Annotated in this window: 14 protein-coding genes and 2 tRNA genes; 5 read left to right on the top strand and 11 right to left on the bottom strand. The window is 67.6% G+C overall.

Annotated elements, in window-relative coordinates:
* Positions 1 to 9 precede the first annotated feature (9 nt).
* On the bottom strand, positions 10 to 1,452 hold the full coding sequence (gene leuC / locus G6035_RS07840) for a 3-isopropylmalate dehydratase large subunit (protein ID WP_176616577.1): 1,443 nt from the start codon (positions 1,450 to 1,452) through the stop codon (positions 10 to 12).
* A gap of 232 nt (positions 1,453 to 1,684) precedes the next feature.
* Here leuC and G6035_RS07845 point away from each other — a divergent pair, with 232 nt between their 5' ends.
* The 4 genes from G6035_RS07845 to G6035_RS07860 all read left to right on the top strand — a co-directional run bounded on the left by G6035_RS07845 (position 1,685) and on the right by G6035_RS07860 (position 4,824).
* Positions 1,685 to 2,404 (top strand): IclR family transcriptional regulator, encoded by a 720-nt coding sequence (locus tag G6035_RS07845; RefSeq protein WP_176616527.1) that lies wholly within the window; start codon positions 1,685 to 1,687, stop codon positions 2,402 to 2,404.
* 182 nt (positions 2,405 to 2,586) lie between these two features.
* On the top strand, positions 2,587 to 2,955 hold the full coding sequence (locus G6035_RS07850; RefSeq protein WP_176616528.1) for an SPW repeat protein: 369 nt from the start codon (positions 2,587 to 2,589) through the stop codon (positions 2,953 to 2,955).
* Positions 2,956 to 3,107: 152 nt separating this feature from the next.
* Positions 3,108 to 4,235 carry a S1C family serine protease gene (locus G6035_RS07855; protein WP_256127829.1) on the top strand — a complete coding sequence of 376 codons (1,128 nt, stop codon included), beginning with the start codon at positions 3,108 to 3,110 and terminating at the stop codon, positions 4,233 to 4,235.
* A gap of 58 nt (positions 4,236 to 4,293) precedes the next feature.
* Positions 4,294 to 4,824, top strand: coding sequence for a DUF1697 domain-containing protein (locus tag G6035_RS07860; protein ID WP_176616529.1), 531 nt, complete (start codon positions 4,294 to 4,296; stop codon positions 4,822 to 4,824).
* Positions 4,825 to 4,856: 32 nt separating this feature from the next.
* On the opposite strand, the gene G6035_RS07865 is transcribed toward G6035_RS07860, so the two are convergent.
* The 7 genes from G6035_RS07865 to G6035_RS07895 form a co-directional block, all read right to left on the bottom strand.
* A complete protein-coding gene (locus tag G6035_RS07865) occupies positions 4,857 to 6,467 on the bottom strand; it encodes a GTPase (protein ID WP_176616530.1) in 1,611 nt (536 codons plus the stop codon).
* Positions 6,464 to 8,248: a dynamin family protein gene (locus G6035_RS07870; RefSeq protein ID WP_176616531.1), complete on the bottom strand. Its 1,785-nt coding sequence runs from the start codon at positions 8,246 to 8,248 to the stop codon at positions 6,464 to 6,466. The genes G6035_RS07865 and G6035_RS07870 overlap by 4 nt, the downstream gene beginning before the upstream one ends.
* Positions 8,249 to 8,353: 105 nt before the next feature.
* Positions 8,354 to 8,429: transfer RNA gene (locus G6035_RS07875), tRNA-Glu, on the bottom strand.
* A 91-nt stretch (positions 8,430 to 8,520) separates the two neighbouring features.
* Positions 8,521 to 8,592 (bottom strand) — tRNA-Gln (locus G6035_RS07880).
* A gap of 128 nt (positions 8,593 to 8,720) precedes the next feature.
* On the bottom strand, positions 8,721 to 9,440 hold the full coding sequence (locus G6035_RS07885) for an HAD family hydrolase (RefSeq protein ID WP_176616532.1): 720 nt from the start codon (positions 9,438 to 9,440) through the stop codon (positions 8,721 to 8,723).
* A gap of 69 nt (positions 9,441 to 9,509) precedes the next feature.
* The gene (gene gltX / locus G6035_RS07890; RefSeq protein WP_176616533.1) at positions 9,510 to 11,009 is read right to left on the bottom strand and encodes a glutamate--tRNA ligase; all 1,500 of its coding nucleotides are present in this window, start codon (positions 11,007 to 11,009) and stop codon (positions 9,510 to 9,512) included.
* A gap of 196 nt (positions 11,010 to 11,205) precedes the next feature.
* Positions 11,206 to 12,645, bottom strand: a complete 1,440-nt coding sequence (locus tag G6035_RS07895) for an amino acid permease (RefSeq protein ID WP_176616534.1) — start codon at positions 12,643 to 12,645, stop codon at positions 11,206 to 11,208.
* A 295-nt stretch (positions 12,646 to 12,940) separates the two neighbouring features.
* Between G6035_RS07895 and G6035_RS07900 the strand changes: the two genes are divergently transcribed.
* Positions 12,941 to 13,204 (top strand): hypothetical protein, encoded by a 264-nt coding sequence (locus G6035_RS07900; protein WP_176616535.1) that lies wholly within the window; start codon positions 12,941 to 12,943, stop codon positions 13,202 to 13,204.
* Between the two features lie 51 nt (positions 13,205 to 13,255).
* Here G6035_RS07900 and G6035_RS07905 read toward each other — a convergent pair whose 3' ends face one another.
* The 3 genes from G6035_RS07905 to G6035_RS07915 form a co-directional block, all read right to left on the bottom strand.
* Positions 13,256 to 14,032 carry a fumarylacetoacetate hydrolase family protein gene (locus G6035_RS07905; RefSeq protein WP_176616536.1) on the bottom strand — a complete coding sequence of 259 codons (777 nt, stop codon included), beginning with the start codon at positions 14,030 to 14,032 and terminating at the stop codon, positions 13,256 to 13,258.
* A gap of 1,106 nt (positions 14,033 to 15,138) precedes the next feature.
* Positions 15,139 to 16,980, bottom strand: a complete 1,842-nt coding sequence (locus tag G6035_RS07910) for a cell wall-binding repeat-containing protein (protein ID WP_176616537.1) — start codon at positions 16,978 to 16,980, stop codon at positions 15,139 to 15,141.
* 434 nt (positions 16,981 to 17,414) lie between these two features.
* Positions 17,415 to 18,524: a branched-chain amino acid aminotransferase gene (locus tag G6035_RS07915; protein ID WP_176616538.1), complete on the bottom strand. Its 1,110-nt coding sequence runs from the start codon at positions 18,522 to 18,524 to the stop codon at positions 17,415 to 17,417.
* Positions 18,525 to 18,537: the final 13 nt, after the last annotated feature.

Consider the following 18,537-nt stretch of genomic DNA (forward strand, 5'->3'; position numbering starts at 1 on the left):
ATGAGCTCCTTACGCTACGTTGCTGGCGGATGTGGACGCGGAAGCGGCAGGCTCAAGGTCCGACGGCGAGCTCAGCGTGCCGCGTACCGCAGTGGCGGCCGCGACGACGGGCGAGACCAGGTGGGTGCGCCCGCCCTTGCCCTGCCGGCCCTCGAAGTTGCGGTTGGACGTGGACGCGCAGCGCTCGCCCGGCTCCAGCTGGTCCGGGTTCATGCCCAGGCACATGGAGCAGCCGGCGAAGCGCCATTCGGCTCCGAAGTCCAGGAACACCTGGTCCAGGCCCTCCGCCTCGGCCTCCAGGCGGACGCGGGCCGAGCCCGGGACCACCATCATGCGCACGTTGGGGTCCTTTTCGCGGCCGCGGATGATGTCCGCCGCCGCGCGCAGGTCTTCGATGCGCGAGTTGGTGCACGAGCCCAGGAAGACGGTGTCCACGCGGATGTCCTTCATGGGCGTGCCGGCCTCGAGGTCCATGTAGGCCAGGGCGCGCTCGGCGGCCGCCTTTGCGTTCTCGTCGCCGAAGGACTCGGGTGAGGGAACGGCGTCGTTCAGGGAAACGCCCTGGCCGGGGTTGGTGCCCCAGGTGACAAACGGTTCCAGCCTGTTGGCGTCCAGGAACACCTCGGCGTCAAACTCGGCGTCGCCCTCGGTGGCCAGCGACTTCCAGTACTCGACGGCGGCATCCCAATCGGCGCCGGCCGGTGCGTGGGGGCGGCCCTTGAGGAACTCAAAGGTGGTTTCATCGGGGGCGATCATGCCGGCGCGGGCACCGGCCTCGATGGACATGTTGCAGATGGTCATGCGGGCGTCCATGGACAGGGCGCGGATGGCCGAGCCGCGGTATTCCAGGACGTAGCCCTGCCCGCCGCCGGTGCCGATCTTGGCGATGATCGCCAGGATGATGTCCTTGGAGCTGACGCCGGGGCGCAGGGTGCCCTCGACGTTGACGGCCATGGTCTTGAACGGTTTCAGCGGCAGGGTCTGGGTGGCCATGACGTGCTCCACCTCGGAGGTGCCGATGCCGAAGGCGAGCGCGCCGACGGCCCCGTGCGTGGAGGTGTGGGAGTCGCCGCAGACCACTGTCATGCCCGGCTGGGTCAGCCCAAGCTGCGGGCCGACCACGTGGACGATGCCCTGTTCGGCGTCCCCCAGGGAGTGCAGCCGGACGCCGAATTCCTTGCAGTTGTTGCGCAGCGTCTGGATCTGGGTGCGGCTGGTCAGGTCTGCGATGGGCTTGTCGATGGCCAGCGTGGGGGTGTTGTGGTCCTCGGTGGCGATGGTCAGGTCCGGGCGGCGCAGCGGGCGGCCGGCCAGGCGCAGCCCCTCAAAGGCCTGCGGGGAGGTGACCTCGTGGACGAGGTGGAGGTCGATGTAAAGGAGGTCCGGCTGGGCGGCGTCGCCCGCACCCTCGCCCTGCTTGACCACGTGGTCCCGCCAAACTTTTTCCGCCAGCGTCTTCGCAGCCCTGCGCGGGGCCGACGGCGTCTGTGCTGAGCCTTGTGCATCGGGTGTGGTTGCCTCGGTCACGGCCAGCTCCCTTCCTCGGTTGGGCCCGTCCCGCCCATGGAATCTGCAGGCGTGGACAGTGCTCGGTGGTTTGTATGTTTCCACTGTCGCAGCGTTGCCCGTGCGGATGCCAGCCCGCCGATTTGCATCTCACATGCTGAGACGTCAATATCATTACATGGACAATTCTAGCGGCGTTGGCGTCATCGATAAAGCAGCCCTGGTGCTTGATGCACTGGAGGCCGGCCCCACCACCCTGGCGCAGCTGGTCGCGGCCACCGGCCTGGCCCGCCCCACCGTGCACAGGCTGGCGCTGGCACTGGTGCACCACCGGCTGGTCAGCCGTGACATGCAGGGCCGCTTTGTGCTGGGCAGCCGGCTCGTGGAGCTGGCGTCCGCGGCCGGCGAGGACCGGCTCATTGCCGCCGCCGGCCCCGTCCTGCTGCAGCTGCGCGACTCCACCGGCGAGAGCGCACAGATCTTCCGCCGCCAGGGCGACTCCCGCGTGTGCGTGGCCTCCGCCGAGCGCCCCATCGGCCTGCGCGACACCATCCCCGTGGGCACGCAGCTGACCATGAAGGCCGGCTCGGCCGCACAGGTACTGCTCGCCTGGGAGGACCACGAACGCCTGCTCGAGGGCCTGCACAACGCCCGTTTCACCCCCACCGTGCTGGCCGGCGTACGACGCCGTGGGTGGGGCCAGAGCCTGGGCGAACGTGAGCCCGGGGTCGCCTCGGTCTCCGCCCCGGTGCGTGGCCCGTCCGGCCGCGTGATCGCCGCCGTCTCGATTTCCGGACCCATTGAACGCCTCACCCGCCAGCCCGGGCGACTGCACGCCGAGGTGGTCTGCAATGCTTCCCGCATCCTGACCGAAGCCCTGCGCAAGAGCGCCGAATAGTCCGCACCGCGGGCCGCACCAGCCCCGCGGCGGAGTCCGATCCGCGGTCCGTGGCGCCTTCCCACCGGCCCCGGAAGCGACCCATTGATCCTTGGTGCGATCAAGCGTAGAACGGAAGTGTAGGAAAGGTTGAACCTTGAAGTCACACAAAAGGCAACCTGAATAGTAGGAGGATGAGATCCATGAAGGCTTGGACTCGTTGGCAGGACTGGGTAACGCTCGGCGCGGGTGTTGTTGCCGCATTTGCCGCATTTTCCAGCATGTCGTCGGTGGCAGGCGCCAGCGCATTGATGGTCCTTGGAGCGGCGATGGTCATTGCCGCACTGATCAGCCTGGCAATGCCTGACCTGGTAGTGATGGAGTACGTCAAGGTGGCCCTGGGGCTGCTGATGATTGTTTCACCGTGGATGTTCGGCTTCGCGGCCGTCTCCGGGACGGCAACCACGGCATGGACCCTTGGCCTCATCTCCTTGGCCGCTTCCCTATGGGCTGCCCCGCTGAGCGTGGAGGCCCGCCAGCACACGCACCACCACACCCCCACCGGGGCATAGCGGAAACCCGGCTGCGCCCAGCGCAGCCGCCGCCAGATTGATTTGATTCAGGAGCCCGGTGTGGCTCCTGAACCATTTTTGCCCCTGAAACCGTTGCCGGGAAACCGCTTCCGTTCAGGCACGGGCACGCCCGGGGCCGAGAGGAGCCGGCCATGCAAACCATTGGCCGCACCATATTTGCGGCCGTCATGGCCGCCGGCCTCATGGCCGGCACGGCCGGATGCACCGCCGTCACCACCCACAACAACGCATCGGCCCCGCCATCCGGGGCGACGGCCCCCGCGCCGTCAAGTCCGGCGTCAGGCCCGCCGTCAGCGTCGGCGCCGGCAACCGGGACCGGGAGCGGTCCAGCCAACGAGGGCCTGCCGGCCGTGCCGGCCATTGTCCAGAAGATTGAACCGGCGGTCGTCACCATCCAAACGCAGGTCGGCCTCGGCAGCGGGGTGGTTTATCGCAGCGACGGCACCATTGTCACCGACGCCCACGTGGTTGAGGACTCGCAGAAGCAACCGTTCACCACCGTCCAGGTGCAGTTCGCGGACGGCAAGCAGGCGTCCGCCCGGGTGCTCGGTGTGGACAACGTGGACGACGTCGCCGTGATCCGCGCCGACCGCACGGGACTGCCGGTGCCCACGTTCGCGTCAACGCCGCCGGTGGTTGGCTCCCTGTGCGTGGTCATCGGCAGCCCGCTGGGTCTGGACAACACCGTGACGGCCGGGATCATCTCCGGGCTGCACCGTGACATCCCGCCGTCGTCCGAGGCACCCGAAGGCATGATCAACCTCATCCAGACCGACGCACCCATTTCGCCCGGCAATTCCGGGGGCGCGGTCAGCAACGGGCAGGCCCAGGTCATCGGCCTGTCCGAGGCCTACCTGCCGCCAAGCTCCGGGGCCGTGGCGATCGGCTTTGTCACCCCGGCCTCCACCGTCACCGTGGTGGCGGACCAGCTGCTGAAGAACGGCACGGTGAAGCACGCCTTCCTCGGCGTCAGCCTCAGCGACATCTCCCCCCAAACCGCACAGGAATTCAGGCTGCCAACGACGAACGGAGCCCTGGTCATCAATGTCGCCTCCGGCGGCCCGGCCGCCGCGGCCGGCATGAAACCCGGGGACGTCATCACCCGCGTGGGCAGCACCCCGGTCAACGACGTCACGGACCTCGTGGCGGCCCTGCGCGCCGACTCGCCGGGCCAGCGGATCAACGTCACCGTGCAGCGTGGCAGCACCACCACAACGCTGGAGGTGACGCTCGGCAACACGCCCGCCGCGACACAGTAGCGGCCCGTTCCACCCCGGCCGCCCCACCTGGGGTGGCCGGGACGGTAGGGTTTTTGCCATGAGCAACTACGCGGTGTTCCTGCGCGGCATCAACGTCGGCGGCATCAACATCAAGATGGCCGATCTCCGCCTGGCACTGGAGCCCCTGCCCGTCACGGGCGTGAAGACGCTGCTCGCCTCCGGCAACTTCGTGTGCGCAGCCGAGGCCACGGCACCGGAGCTGAAGGACCTGGTGGAGGTGTGCCTGCGCGACCGCTTCGGCTACGACGCCCGGGTGGTGGTCCTCGACCGCGACCGCCTGGCGGCCATCATCGAGGCCTGTCCCTTCCCGCCGGACAACAAGGCCCGGCACAGCTACGTCACGCTCTCCTCCGACCCTGCCATCCTCGACGAGCTGGAAACGCTGGGAGGCGGGCTCGCCGGCGTCGAACTGGCCAGGCTCTCGCCCGAGGCACTCGCCTGGCCGGCACCCGTCGGAGGCACCCTCGACTCGCCGTTCAGCAAGCTGACCGCCAAGGCAAAAAACAAAAGCACGACGACGACCCGCAACCTGCGCACGCTCCTCAAGTGCCGCGACGCGCTGGGGTAGGGGCCAGACAGGCCCGGCCCCCGTGCACCCTGTCACCGGGCCGCGTTGAGGGCTTCCTGGAACCTGGCGTAACGCGCTGTTTCGGCTTCCACGGGGCCCACCACGAGTGACTGCGCCACATCGGCAATGCCGCCGCGCAACCGGCGCCGTGCGAAGGCAGCCCGGCCCCGGGCACCCGCTGCGGACAGGAACTTGGACGTCACGGCCAGGAGGATGCCCGCCACCACGCCGGCGGCAACCATGAGGGTGGGCAGCGGCCAGCCCTGCTCACGCGGAACCTCAGGGACCGGCAGCTGGAAATAGCCCAGGGCCGCCAGCACGCCCAGCCACACGAGTCCGCCCACAGCCACCAGCAGGGCCAGCCACTGGACAACCGAAAACACCGGCCACCACCAGGCCCGCTTGGTGGCATTCAGGTCTGCGGAGGCCACGGCCTGGTCCAGCGCGTCGGGCAGCGCCTCGCGGTTGCTGCGCGCGGCCGCCCGGATCGACGCGCGCCAGGGCCCGGCAGCGCCGTCGCTGGCCGCGTCGGCAAAGTCGCGCACGGCCGAATCGAGCCGGGCCTGTCCCGCCGCACCTGCCGGCGGCAGCGATGTCCGGTTCACCTCGGCGGGCCCTTCCCGGCGCAGTCCCAGGCGGCGCAGCGGGTCCTTGCGGAACCGGGACATCCACCGCGTCACGGGCCAGCCTGTCCGCCTCACGGCCTCCAGCCGGTAGGAGGTGCGCACGGCGGACACCACCGTGTCCACATGGGCGGCATCCGCCAGCCCGGCCGCCAGGGCCGTGCGGTCCTGCTGGCGGACCCCGGCGGCCACACCGGCACCGGCCGCCTGTTCCAGGTGGCCCGCCGCGACGGCAACGTCCGCTGCCAGCCGGGCGGACTGTGCCTGCTTCGCCTTCACGACGGCGGCCACCTCGCGGCGCAGCCGGTCCACGCCCTCGCCGGTCACCGCGGAAACGCCCAGCACCGAGACCTTTCCCAGGCCGTCGCGGTCCAGGATGGAGGACAGCGATGCCACCACCGGCTTCACCTCGGACGACGCGAGGCGGTCCACCTGGTTCAGCACCACCAGCGTGACGGCGGTGTGCGCGGAAAACGGCCGGATGAAGTCGTTGTGGATCGCGGCGTCGGCGTACTTTTGCGGGTCGACCACCCAGACCAGCACGTCCACCTGCCCGGCCAGCCGCTCGGCGGTTTCGCGGTGGCCGCGGTGCACGGAATCAAAGTCGGGCAGGTCCAGGAGGACCAGGCCGCCGCCCCCGTCCGTCAGTCCGGGCACCGGGCCGCCCCCGCGCCGCTCGGACACCTCCAGCCAGTCCAGCAGCGGCGCGCTGCCGTCGGGCTGCCACACCATGGCCAGGGCTTCGCTGGTGGTGGGCCGGCGGACGGCCACGCGGGCGGCGTCCGTTGCCGCCACGGCGTTGAACAGGGACGACTTCCCGCTGCCGGTGGCCCCGAAAAATCCCACCACGGTGTGCTCCGCGCTGAGGGAGCGCCGTGAAGAGGCCCGCTCCAGCACGTCGTACACCCGCTGCAGTACGGCGTCGTCCAGGCGGCCTTCGCCCAGTTCCCGCGCCTCGTTCAGCGCCGCGAGCCTGCCTGCCAGGGCCGATTCCGTGCGTGCGTTGCGGTGCCGGCTCATGCGCCCTCCCCCAGTTTCGCCAGTTCCACGGCCAGCCCCTCCAGCCGGTCCGCCGCCGTGCCGTCCAGCACCGGCCCGATCCGCTCCAGGAAGCGCTGCTGCTGGTGTTCCAGCAGTGCCGTGCACCGCGTTTCCAGCGACTGCCTGGCCTCGTGGGCCAGGCGCCGCACGGCATCCTCGCCAAACACGGCTTCGAGCACTTTTTGGCCGACGACGGCGGTGCCCCCGGCAATCCCGATCTCGGCGCCCGTCAGTCCCCCGGTGAGCGAAAAGACGGTGATCATCAGCACCACGCCCAGCCCGTTCACCCCGAAGGACAGCCAGCGGGCCTGCGACCGTTTGGCCGCCCCCTCGGCACGGATCATCGCCAGCACGTCACCCTGCCAGGCGCGGATCTCGGCGGCCACCTCGGCGGGGAACCCCGGCGTGGTTCCGGAAAGGTCGTCCGTGCCCAGCAGTGCCCGCCCGGCGGGGTCGGCACGCCAGCGCTGGTCGGCGTCCTCGGCGGCATGGGACGCCTGATCGACGATGACGGCCCGCAGGCCCATCCCAATGGCTGCCTCCACTTTCACCGCCGGCGGCGGCTGGCCCCGGAAGAAGGCGCCGATCCGGTCCCGGACCCGGCCGATCCCGTTTTCCAGGGCCCGGAAGAAGTCGCCGGTGCCCACGAAGTCCTGCCAGCGGGCCAGTACCTCCCCCCGCAGCAGGGAACCGCCGCTGGTCGCCTTGGAAATCCGTGCCTGGGCGTCGGTGAACGCTGCGGTGACATCGTCCGACAGCTGCCGGCCGGCGTCGTCCTGGTCGCGGGCCGCCTCCGCCAGGGCCGACACCTTGCCGGACAGGGAGCGGACGGTGCCATTGAGGGTGCGGCGGGCGATTTCCGCGCGGCCGGCGGCGTCCGCAGCGATGTCCCCCAGCCAGGCGGCCATGGGGGCGGTGCCGGCGGGCGGGAGCATGCCCAGCGGGTCCAGTGCGGTCTCGGGCACCACAAACAGCTTCGACTCCGCGAGCCCCTCGCGGGTGAGCATGGCGCGCAGGTCCGCGGCGACCTCGTCCTCGGCGCCGGGCGGGACACGGTCGAGGACCACGGCCACCAGGATGTCGCGCGAGGCTGCGTCCACCAGCAGCTTCCACGGCACGGCGTCGGCGTAGCGGTTGCCCGTGGTGACGAACAGCCACAGGTCCGCGGCGGCGAGCAGCTGGGAGGCAAGCTGGCGGTTGCCGTCGGCGACGGAGTCCACGTCCGGGGCATCCAGCAGGGCCACGCCCTCCGGCACCGCCTGGTCGGCCACGAGGACCAGGGACTGCATCGCCGAAGGGTCCGGCGTGGCGCCGGCCCGGGTGGCGGGCGTGCCGGCACCGGCCAGTGCGCCGTGGATGCGGGCCAGCGTGGGCAGGACGCGCGTGGACGTGAACCAGGCGGCGTCCGCGGGGTGGTGCAGGAGCACCGGCTGGCGGGTGGTGGGGCGGATGGCGCCGGCCCGGGTGACGGGGTGCCCGGCCAGGGCGTTGACCAGCGTCGATTTGCCGGCCCCCGTGGAACCGCCGACGACGGCCAGCAGCGGGGCGTCCAGGCTGCGGTAGCGCGGCAGGATGTAGTCGTCCAACTGCCCGGCGGCACGGGCGGCGGTCCGGCGGGCGTCTGCCGCGCCCGGGAGCTCCAGCGGAAGCTGCAGCGATGCAAGTTCGCCGCGTACCTGCTCCAGCAGCGAAACCGCGGCGTCCTGCACGCGGGCGCCGGCGCCGTTGTCCGTGGCATTGCCTGAATTGGTTGGGCTCACTGCTTCATCATGCCAGTTCAATGGGCAAGACAAACCAAAGGCACGGAAAGCAAAAGGGGCGGGGCATGCAAAAAAGCCGGGAAACCTGTGGTTTCCCGGCCTTGCTGGTGACCCCAGCGGGATTCGAACCCGCGTTACCGCCGTGAGAGGGCAGCGTACTAGGCCGCTATACGATGGGGCCCTAATACATTCGATTTATTGCTCTGCGAACTCCGGAAACGTTACCCGAATTTTGCCTTGCATGCCAATCGAAAAGGCAGCTTTTACAAGCGCTGGGATACCAGGACTCGAACCTAGAATGTCGGTACCAGAAACCGATGTGTTGCCAATTACACCATATCCCAAAGGCACGTTCTGCCGTGAAATCCGCGGGTTTCCCCGGTCCTTCAGCGGCCCTCGCGCCGGGATAAAACTATACCTGAGACTTCGCCAGACACCAAAACCGGGCGGCGCATTCGGGCCGAGGCGTGCATCACAGCCGCCGCGGGCCGGTGAGTGCGCCCAGTTCCCCGAGTCCGGCCACCGTGCGGATGCCCTCCGCCGCCCCGCATCCTGCGGCACTGCCCGACGGTGCACCCGCAACTTTCCGGTCCAGCCAGACGGCCTGCAGGCCCGCCGCGGCGGAGCCTTCACCGTCGACCAGGTAGTTGTCCCCCACGTACAGCGTTTCCGCCGGGCCGGTGCCCAGCAGGCGGCAGCCTTCCCAGAAGACCTTCGGTTCCGGCTTGGCCGCGTTGACCGTGTCGATTCCCACCAGGATGGAGATGCGCTGCAGCCCGGCGTGGTCCAGCTTGGCGCGCTGGTAGTCGTGGACATTGTTGCTGACGGCGCCGTACGGGATGCGGGCAGCATCCAGCGCGTCCAGGGCCGGCACCACGTCCGGGTAGGCCCTGATGTGGTGCGGCTGCGCCTGTTCAAAGTCCTCGATCCAGTCCTGCTCCGCACGGGCGTCGAAGCCGGGCGTGCCGAAATGCGCGAACACGGCACGGGCCCGCAAACCGCGCTGCTCGCTGAACGTGAACTCGCCGGCCACATAACGGTCGTAGTACCTGTGCACATCCGCCATGTACAGCGCCGCGAAGCCGTCCCAGTCCGCCGCGCCGAAGTCCGGCAGCAGCGGCCGGCTCGCCGCAATCATGGCGTCCTTCATGGCCGCATGCAGGTCGACCAGGGTGTCGTCTATGTCAAACAAGACACCCCTGACCGGGGCCGCGGGGGCGCCCCGAACAGGGGTGTTGTGCGTAGCGCTGGCGTCCAAGCCCTAGCCCCGGAAGGCCTTGAGGCGGGCCAGCGAGGAGTCCCTGCCCAGGATGACCATCGACTCGAACAACGGCGGGGAAATGCGCCGGCCGGACACGGCCGTGCGGACGGGGCCGAAGGCCAGCCGCGGCTTGACGCCCAGGCCCTCAACCAGCGCCTCCCGGAGGGCGGCCTGGATGTTCCCGGCCGTCCAGTCGGCGACGGTTTCCAGCGCTGCCAGCGCGGTGTCAAGGACCTCCGTGAGGTTCTCGGGGAGGCCCTTGCGGGCGTCGTCGGCGACGTCAACGGCGTCGTCATTCTTGAACAGGAAGGAGAGCATCTCGGGGGCCTCGCCCAGGAGGGTGATGCGTTCCTGGACCAGCGGGGCGGCCTCGGTGAGGATCTCATTCTCACGGTCGGTCAGGGTCTCCCCCACCACGCCGGCGGCCTGCAGGTACGGGACCAGTCGGTTGCGGAAGTCGGCGGGCTCGAGCATGCGCACGTGGGTGCCGTTGATGGCCTCGGCCTTTTTGATGTCGAAGCGGGCGGGGTTGCCCAGGACGTCGTGGATGTCGAAGTTGGCCACGAGCTCCTCGACCGTGAAGATGTCCCGGTCGGCGGAGAGCGACCAGCCCAGCAGGGCCAGGTAGTTCAGCAGCCCCTCGGGGATGAAGCCCCGGTCCCGGTGCAGGAACAGGCTCGACTCGGGGTCGCGCTTGGAGAGCTTTTTGTTGCCGGCACCCATGACGTAGGGCAGGTGGCCGAACAGCGGCATGTACTTGGCCACGCCCACGTCGTACAGGGCCGCGTACAGGGCCACCTGGCGGGGGGTGGAGGAGAGCAGGTCCTCGCCGCGGAGCACGTGGGTGACACCCATGAGGGCGTCGTCCACCGGGTTCACCAGCGTGTACAGCGGCGCGCCGTTGGGACGGACCAGGGCGTAGTCCGGGACTGATCCTGCCTTGAAGGTGATCTCGCCCCGGACCAGGTCGTTGAAGGTGATGTCCGCATCCGGCATGCGCAACCGCAGCGCGGGCTTGCGGCCCTCTTCCCTGAACGCGGCGATCTGCTCCGGTGTGAGGTCGCGGTCAAAGTTGTCGTAGCCCAGCTTGATGTCCCGGCCGGCCGCCTTGTGGCGCGCCTCCACCTCTTCCGGGGTGGAATAGGACCCATAGACGTGCCCGCCGGCCACCAGCTTGGCAATCACGTCCTGGTAGATGTCCCCGCGCTGGGACTGGCGGTAGGGCGCGTCCGGGCCGCCCTTTTCCACGCCCTCGTCCCAGTCGATGCCGAGCCAGTTGAGCCCGTCCAACAGCTGGAGGAAGCTTTCCTCGCTGTCCCGCTTCGCGTCAGTGTCCTCGATGCGGAAAATGAGCTTGCCGCCGGTGTGGCGGGCGTATGCCCAGTTGAACAGCGCCGTGCGGATCAGCCCGACGTGGGGCGTTCCGGTGGGCGAGGGGCAAAACCGTACCCGGACGGGGGTTTCAGCGGTGACAGTGGGGATTTGGGCTGCGTTAGTCATGATGTTCCCAGTTTAGACCTTGAAGTAAACCACCTGGCGCCCGCGATGCCGGGAGGCCTGCCTGCGGGGCACTGACCCGTCACGCGTGGCGGCCATGGAGCGTCAAAGCCGCCACGACCCGTCACTCGTGGCGGCCATGGAGCGTCAAAGCCGCCACAAGTGACGGCTCGGCCGCGAATCGCCACATGCCGCAGGGTCAGGTGAACAGCTCGTTCGCGGGCTCGTTGTCCTTCACAAACCGCCAGCCGAACCACAGCATCGCGGCGAAGACCGGGATGGCGCAGAGCGTCCACAGGCCCAGGTGGAAGACGGCGCCGTCGGGCCCGGTCATGGTGTCAAAGCCGATCAGCACGGTGATGGCCAGCAGCGCCGCCAGGCCTGCCCAGCTGGTCCAGGGCGATCCCGGCATGGGCAGCTTGGAGACCTTGCCCTTCTTGTGCCGCAGCATGATCTGGCTGGCGAAGATGGAGCCCCAGGTGAAGATCACGCCGATGGAGGCGGTGTTGAGGGCGAGGTCGAAGGCGTGCGTTCCACCGAGCAGCACGTTGGCCCCCACGCCGACAACGTAGACCGCGGCGATGGCCAGGATGGCGGCGTAGGGCACGTGGCGCGCGGACATCTTGGTCAGCCACTGCGGCGCGTGCCCGTTGTTGGCCATGGTGCGGAAGATGCGCCCGATCGAGTACAGGCCCGTGTTGCAGGACGACAGGGCTGCGGTGATGACCACAAAGTTCATGACGGAGCCCACCCAGCCGAGCCCCATGGAGGCGAACACTGTGACAAAGGGGCTCTCACCGGACTTGTAGTGGTCCGAGGGCATGATCATCGCCAGCAGCGTCACGGAACCGACATAGAAAATCACGATGCGGACCACCACGGCTCGGATGGCGCGGGGCACCTCGCGGGCGGGGTCCTCCATCTCGCCGGCCGTGATGCCCACCAGTTCAATGGCGTTGTAGGCAAAGATGACGGCGTTCAGCACCAGGATCATGACGAGCCCGCCCTGGGGGAACATGCCGCCGTGGGCGCTGAAGAGGTTGCTGACGGTGGCATGCTGGCCGCCCACCTGGGCGTTCATGGCAACCATGACGGTGCCGACCACCAGGAACATCACGATGGCGGCCACCTTCAGGCACGAGGCCCAAAACTCAAATTCGCCAAAGGCCTTGACGCTGAGCAGGTTCACCGCCACGAGCAGTGCCAGTGCGCACAGGGCGCTGGCCTCAACGGGGACCCCGGGGAAGAAGTATTGGAAGTACAGGCCGATGGCGATCAGCTCGGCCACGCCCGTCATGGCCCAGTTGATGAAGTACATCCAGCCGGACAGGTACGCACCCTTCCTGCCGAACAGCTCGCCCGCATAGGACACAAAGGAACCGGAGGTCTGCCGGTACATGACCAGCTCGCCCAGTGCCCGCATCAGGAGGTAGGCAATGGCGCCGGCAATGGCGTAGGAGAAGATCAGCGCCGGGCCGGTCGAGGCCAGCCGGCCGCCGGCACCCATGAACAGGCCGACGCCGATGGCCCCGCCCATGGCGATCATGGTCACGTGGCGCCGGGACAGCGTGCGCTGGTAGCCCTCCCCCGTGATGGATCCGGCCGCGGGCGCGGCAGTGTCGGTGGCGTTTTGTGACACGCGAAAGTCCTTACGATCGGCGGGTGCCCTGCAAAAAGCCCCCAGATCACGCGTTGGCGGCGGGTGGGGGCGCAAAGGACTTGTCAATGGTACTACGACGCCGGTCACGCCGCCGTGGTGCGGACCACAGGCATCCCGCCAAGGATTGCCCCTCAGAGGTCTTCGCGGACAGCCACGAACGTGTACTCCCAGGTCGTGACACCGGCATCGCCGGGATTCAGGTGCAGCGCGCCTCCTTCACGACCTTTCCACCAAGAGAAACAGTTCCTTCGCCTCCCCGGCGGTCAGCCGCAGGGTGCCGACGGCGGTCTCGGCCGGATTGGTTTCCGCCGGCATCAATGCCGCCCTGCTGGGGTACTTCATGGTCGCGGTGCCCACGGAACTGCCCGGGCGGGCCGGCAGCGCGCAGGACCTCCTGTCCCTTGGCGCCACTCCCCTCGCACCGTGCGTGACGGGATTCGGCTACCTGTTGTTGGGGTGGACGGGAATCCTGCCTGCCTCGGACCAATGGGCCGGGCACGCGGCAGCCATCGACACGGCCGCCGGGCACCAACGGTGACCTCAACGCCGAAGGAGGGCCCGGCGTCGTACGCGGGACAGGGGCATCGCCCTAGCGGCGGACAATCGGGTTGGACAGGCGGCCGATGCCCTCAATTTCAATCTCGTAGCGGTCACCGTCCGTGACCAGCCCGACTCCGGCGGGGGTGCCGGTCATGATGACGTCGCCGGGCAGCAGGGTGAACGCGCGCGAGACGATCGAGACCAGCTCGCGGACACTGCGGACCATCTGGTTGGTGTTGCCGTCCTGGCGGAGTTCGCCGTTCAGCCAGCCCTGGATGCGGAGCTCTTCGGGGTCCAGCTCGGTTTCAATCCACGGGCCCAGCGGGGCGGACGTGTCAAAGCCCTTCGCGCGGGCCCACTGGCCATCGCCCTTCTGGACGTCGCGCGCGGTGAGGTCGTTGCCGCAGGTGTAGCCAAAGATGACTTCATCCGCGCGCTCCTCCGGCACGTCCTTGCAAATGCGCCCGATCACGACGCACAGCTCGGCCTCGTAGGAGATTTCCTCGGAGAATGCCGGCATGACGACCGGCTCCCCGGGACCCACCACCGACGTGTTGGGCTTGAGGAAGAGCAGCGGGTGGACGGGAATCTCGTTGCCCAGCTCACGGGCGTGTTCGGCAAAGTTCCGGCCCACGCCCACCACCTTGCTGCGCGGGATGATCGGGGCCACAAGGCGCACGTCCTCCAGCGGGTACCTGATGGTGGTCCGCTCCACGCCGTTGAAAAAGGGATCGCCCTTGATGACAGTGACAACTTCACTGCCGGACTCCCCCTCCACCAGGCCGTACATCGGGTCATTGTCGACTACAAAACGGGCTATGCGCATGTGTGTCAGTCTATTCCAGAATGAGGTTTCCCCATGGCATTTGACCGTCTCGGGGAAACGACAATATTGTACTGAACCTGTTTCTTGCCGCTATCCCATTGCGGCGCTCCAGCTGCCGTCGATGCGTGTCATGCTCAGAATTAATTTACCCGTCCAGTTATGCCCCGGCCTGGCAGTCCCTGCGTTCCCGATGCAATTGAAAATTGCGTCGCCTTTTCCACTCACGTTTTGCGTGCCGTCAGTGGGTGGGGCCGGCACACTGGCGACCGATATGGTCCATGGCGATATGGTCCATGGCCTGTCAGGGGTGATGTGCAACCTGATGGTTGGTCCCGACCTGTCGTACCCGCCAATGACAATTGTTCCGGCATAATTGCCGATCCCGTTGGCCGGGCGTGGCGTCCAATTCAGCGTTGACGCCTTTCCGGTCACAATGAAATTGACACGGCGACGGTGCGTCATCGTGGCCATGCCCACCACTACGGCCCCGTGCGGTTTGCTTCTGTTGACAACTTGCTTCTGTTAACAACCTTGTCACGCCAGCCGGATTAAGGAGCGGGCCGTGGCGCTGGCGCCCGTGACGCCAGGCTCCGACGTTGCCGGCCGGCGCAGCTCATTCGTCATGGCAGCAACCAACCCGCTCGGAGCAATCAGGAGAATCAAGGGCCGTCATTTTTGCAGCCAAGGCACCGCCTGACCGGGCGTGGGCATGGTTCGCGCCCGAGGCAACACCGGCGGTTGGCGCCGCAGGCCAAAGACCCGGCCAGGTGCCGGCTGCGGTTGCCTATCCGCCAGCATCAGGGATATTCAGCACGTAGGCGCGATACTTCCGTGCAGACTCCACCGTGGCGTTGGACACCGCACGCCAGTACATGGTGGCCGAGAGAAATCGAGGATCCGGCCGGCAAAATCGCCACAGTCCCGGTTGCCGGCATCCCGACATCGGCGGAGCGCTGAAAAACTGCGCGGTTCCACCTTTTTGCGGTCATTGACCCCCGTTCGAATTTCCTGGCATGAGGGATGAACGATCATCCTGTGCCCGCCGGGGACAATGATGGTCCACGCAGGCCCTCGATGTGCAAGGTCCGTGCGGCGACCATCTGCCGTCAGCAGCCCTGACCGAACGCGACGGCATCGCCCACGACTGCTGAGCCACCGAGCAATGTCACCCGCGTGGCGGCAGTGGTGCCCGAAACCTCCTTCAGGACGCCCGCCGGGAGGCAGTTGGGCTGAACCATGTAAGCCTGGCCCTGGTGGCTTGCCATCACGGCGGAAATGGTCAGCGCGTCAGGGAAGTTCCAGCCTGAGACGTAATACGTGCGGTCGCTCGCAGGAGCAAACGACGCGGCGTTCACAAGCTGGTTGGTTTCAAAGCGGTTCGTGCCACCGAAGCGGTAGACCTGGATGAATTTGTCCCGCAGGGGCTTCTCGATGCTGGTGGATACGACGCCGGAACCACCTACGATATACACGGAGGCGGCCTTGAGTTGCCCCAGAAGGGTCATGGTGGAGACGTCCAGGCGTGTGGTCCCGGGCGGCACGAGAAGGACCGGGCCCAACGCGGCCGCGGACAGTGCGTCGGGGTAATCCGCACCCGTTACCAAGGCAATCGATTGTGCGCTTGGGAATGCGCCCGCAACCACGGCCCGGGCCGTGGCGTAGCGGTCCGCCCCCGACCGCCGGATGGTGTTGGGGACCAGTTTCTTCAAATCCTGGAAAACTGCGGCCGACACTGCCCCTTCACCGCCAACCACCACGACCTTGCCGGGTTTGAGCCGGATGATCTCGTCCTGGACCACGGGGGGCAGGCTGCGGCTCCGGGTTAGCAACAAGGGTGCATACTCCTTGTTGGCAGCCGGCGCGGCAGCCAGTGCATCGGCAAACTGCTCCCCCGTGGCAACATAAACGGTACCGGCGCCCACAAAATACTCGCGTGAAACGGCGACAGCAGTCTCATAGCGGTCGGCACCAAAGATGCGGTCCGTGAAAACAGCCGGGCGCGCATTAGTCACCGTCATTGGGGAGAGCATGGTCAGCGTTTGGCCTTCGCGCCGCACCACATATGCGTTGGTGCCCGCCCGCGGCACGGCAAGTCCCAGGATCTGTGAGGCTGTCGAGACTGTGCCGGTCACTGTGTCCGTAGCGATGTCAATTTCCGCAACCCTGTTGTCAACGGCCCCGGCAACCAGGACCTTGGTGCCGCTGCCCCCAAGCTGGGCATACTGCACCTTGAATCCCGGTCTCAGCGACTTGGCCACAGTTCCACCGACCGTATCCAACACGGAAACTTCACCGGTTTCACAGCCAACGTAGGCTTTCCGGCCGTCGGGGCTGAAGGCTATGGCCCGTACAAAGGGACATGAGGGGACCCTGCGGAGCACCGTCCGCGTCGCCAGGTCCATGACTTCAATGTCAAAGGTGCGAACGCCCTGCGCGTTGTAGCCGCTGCCAGTGGCAATGTAGGCCTGTGTACTGTCCGGGGTGGTCCACACCCGGAAGAGTTCAGCCTCGGTTGCCAAGGACAACGCCCCGCCCGGCGCGGACGCCGCGGTGTCAATGAAGTTCAACGACTTGTTGACGCCATCCAGCGCCAGGAGGGTTTTCCCGTCTGCCGTCAAGGCCAGGTCCGGATTGGAGCCGGTCCCACCCGGCGCGATGGTGGAGACCACCGAATTGTCCGCCGTCGAAATGACGGCAATGCCGTTCCCGCCCGTGAGGCTGGCATAGATTCGGGACCCGTCGGGGCTGGCGACCAGCGAGCCGGCATTGGCAGGGAGGGAGACGGAGGCGACGGCCTTGTTCCCGGGGATGCTGAACACTCCGATGGTGTTGCTGACATTGCCGGACGCAGCATAGGCAGTTCTCCCGTCCGGGGTGACTGCCAGATGCGTTTTCCACAGGCTGCCGGAAACTGAACCCAGCTGGACATCGGGGCCTATGGCCGTCAATGACGTAGGGCTGGCCGTCGCGGGCAATGAGGCCGCACCGGCCGGCGCCAGGCCGGCCGCCAGAAGCCCAAATGCTGCCGCCAGCCCCACACCAACATTAATGTTCCATACTCGATGCATACCCACGGAGCGCCCAATATAATAAATGTCCGTCGCCGCAGCCGGAATCCACAACGTGGCAGCAAAACAACTGAGCATAATCTACGGCAATTTCAAAAAAGAAACCACGGATTGGCAGCTGGTCGCATCAATTGACGTCCCCGCGCGGCACGGCGGAGCGACATGGCGCAGCCGCGCGCACCGGTGGCGACGATGCCGCGCAAGCCGGACACCCGGCGTCGTGCATAAAAAAACTGGGTCGCAGTTGTTACCGAAAAACCCCGGAAAACGGAGGAAAAATGGTAATAACTGCGACCCAGTTGCGGAGGGAGGGGTCAGGCCAGGCGGGTCAGCCACCCGTGCAGGTCCTCGAGCTGGCCGGTCTGGATGCCCAGCAGCTGCTCGCGGATGGCCATGGTGACCTCGCCGGCACCGGAACCGGGCGAGGCGATGGTGCCCTCGGACGACTTCAGCTCGCCGATGGGGGTGATCACGGCCGCCGTGCCGCAGGCAAACGCCTCGGTGATCTCCCCGGAAGCCACCCCGGAACGCCATTCGTCGATGGTGATCTTGCGTTCCTCCACCTTCAGCCCGCGGTCCGCCGCCAGCTGCATGACGGAGGAGCGCGTGATGCCGTGCAGGATGTGGCCGTTGAGCTCCGGGGTGACCAGGCGGCCGTCCTTGAACACGAAGAAGATGTTCATGCCGCCGAGTTCCTCGATGGCGTTGTCGTTGAACGGGTCCAGGAAGAGCACCTGCTTGCAGCCCTGGGCCTCGGCCTCGATCTGCGCGGCCAGCGACGCGGCGTAGTTGCCGCCGCACTTGGCCTCGCCGGTGCCGCCGGCACCCGCACGGGCAAAGTTCGTGGAGAGCCAGATGGAGACGGGCTTGAGCTCGCCGCCGAAGTAGTTGCCGGCCGGGGAGGCGATGACGCGGTAGGAGACCTCGCGGGCCGGGCGGACGCCCAGGAACGCCTCGGTGGCGATCATGAACGGGCGCAGGTACAGCGATTCGCCGTCCTGCGTCGGCACCCAGTCCAGGTCTGCGGAAACCAGCTGGCGCAGGGACTCAATGAACGTCTCGGCGGGCAGTTCGGGCAGGGCCAGGCGGCGGGCGGAGGCGTTGAAGCGGGCGGCGTTGGCCTCGGGGCGGAACGTCCAGACCGAACCGTCGGCGTGCCGGTACGCCTTCAGGCCCTCGAAGATTTCCTGCCCATAGTGCAGCACGGCGGAGGCGGGGTCCATGGCGATGGGGCCGTAGGGTTCAATGCGCGCGTTGCTCCAACCGCCCCGGCCGTCGGCACCCACCTTGTAGTCCACGACAGCCGTGTGGTCGGTGAAGAAGTCGCCAAAACCGGGGTTGGCCAAAACGGCGTCACGCTCGGCGGCGCTCTTCGGGTTGGTGGTCAGCTGCCGGGTGAATGCCAGCTGCGCTGTCTGGGTCATGCTTCCTCCACAT

Origin of the sequence: Arthrobacter sp. SDTb3-6, from assembly GCF_013376095.1 — a bacterium.
Classification (GTDB): Bacteria; Actinomycetota; Actinomycetes; order Actinomycetales; family Micrococcaceae; genus Specibacter.

Coding starts and splice junctions, on each gene's coding strand:
- G6035_RS07915 (WP_176616538.1), bottom strand. CDS start 18,524: ATGACCCAGACAGCGCAGCTGGCATTCACCCGGCAGCTGACCACCAAC.
- G6035_RS07855 (WP_256127829.1), top strand. CDS start 3,108: ATGCAAACCATTGGCCGCACCATATTTGCGGCCGTCATGGCCGCCGGC.
- G6035_RS07845 (WP_176616527.1), top strand. CDS start 1,685: ATGGACAATTCTAGCGGCGTTGGCGTCATCGATAAAGCAGCCCTGGTG.
- G6035_RS07860 (WP_176616529.1), top strand. CDS start 4,294: ATGAGCAACTACGCGGTGTTCCTGCGCGGCATCAACGTCGGCGGCATC.
- G6035_RS07865 (WP_176616530.1), bottom strand. CDS start 6,467: ATGAGCCGGCACCGCAACGCACGCACGGAATCGGCCCTGGCAGGCAGG.
- G6035_RS07850 (WP_176616528.1), top strand. CDS start 2,587: ATGAAGGCTTGGACTCGTTGGCAGGACTGGGTAACGCTCGGCGCGGGT.
- G6035_RS07905 (WP_176616536.1), bottom strand. CDS start 14,032: ATGCGCATAGCCCGTTTTGTAGTCGACAATGACCCGATGTACGGCCTG.
- gltX (WP_176616533.1), bottom strand. CDS start 11,009: ATGACTAACGCAGCCCAAATCCCCACTGTCACCGCTGAAACCCCCGTC.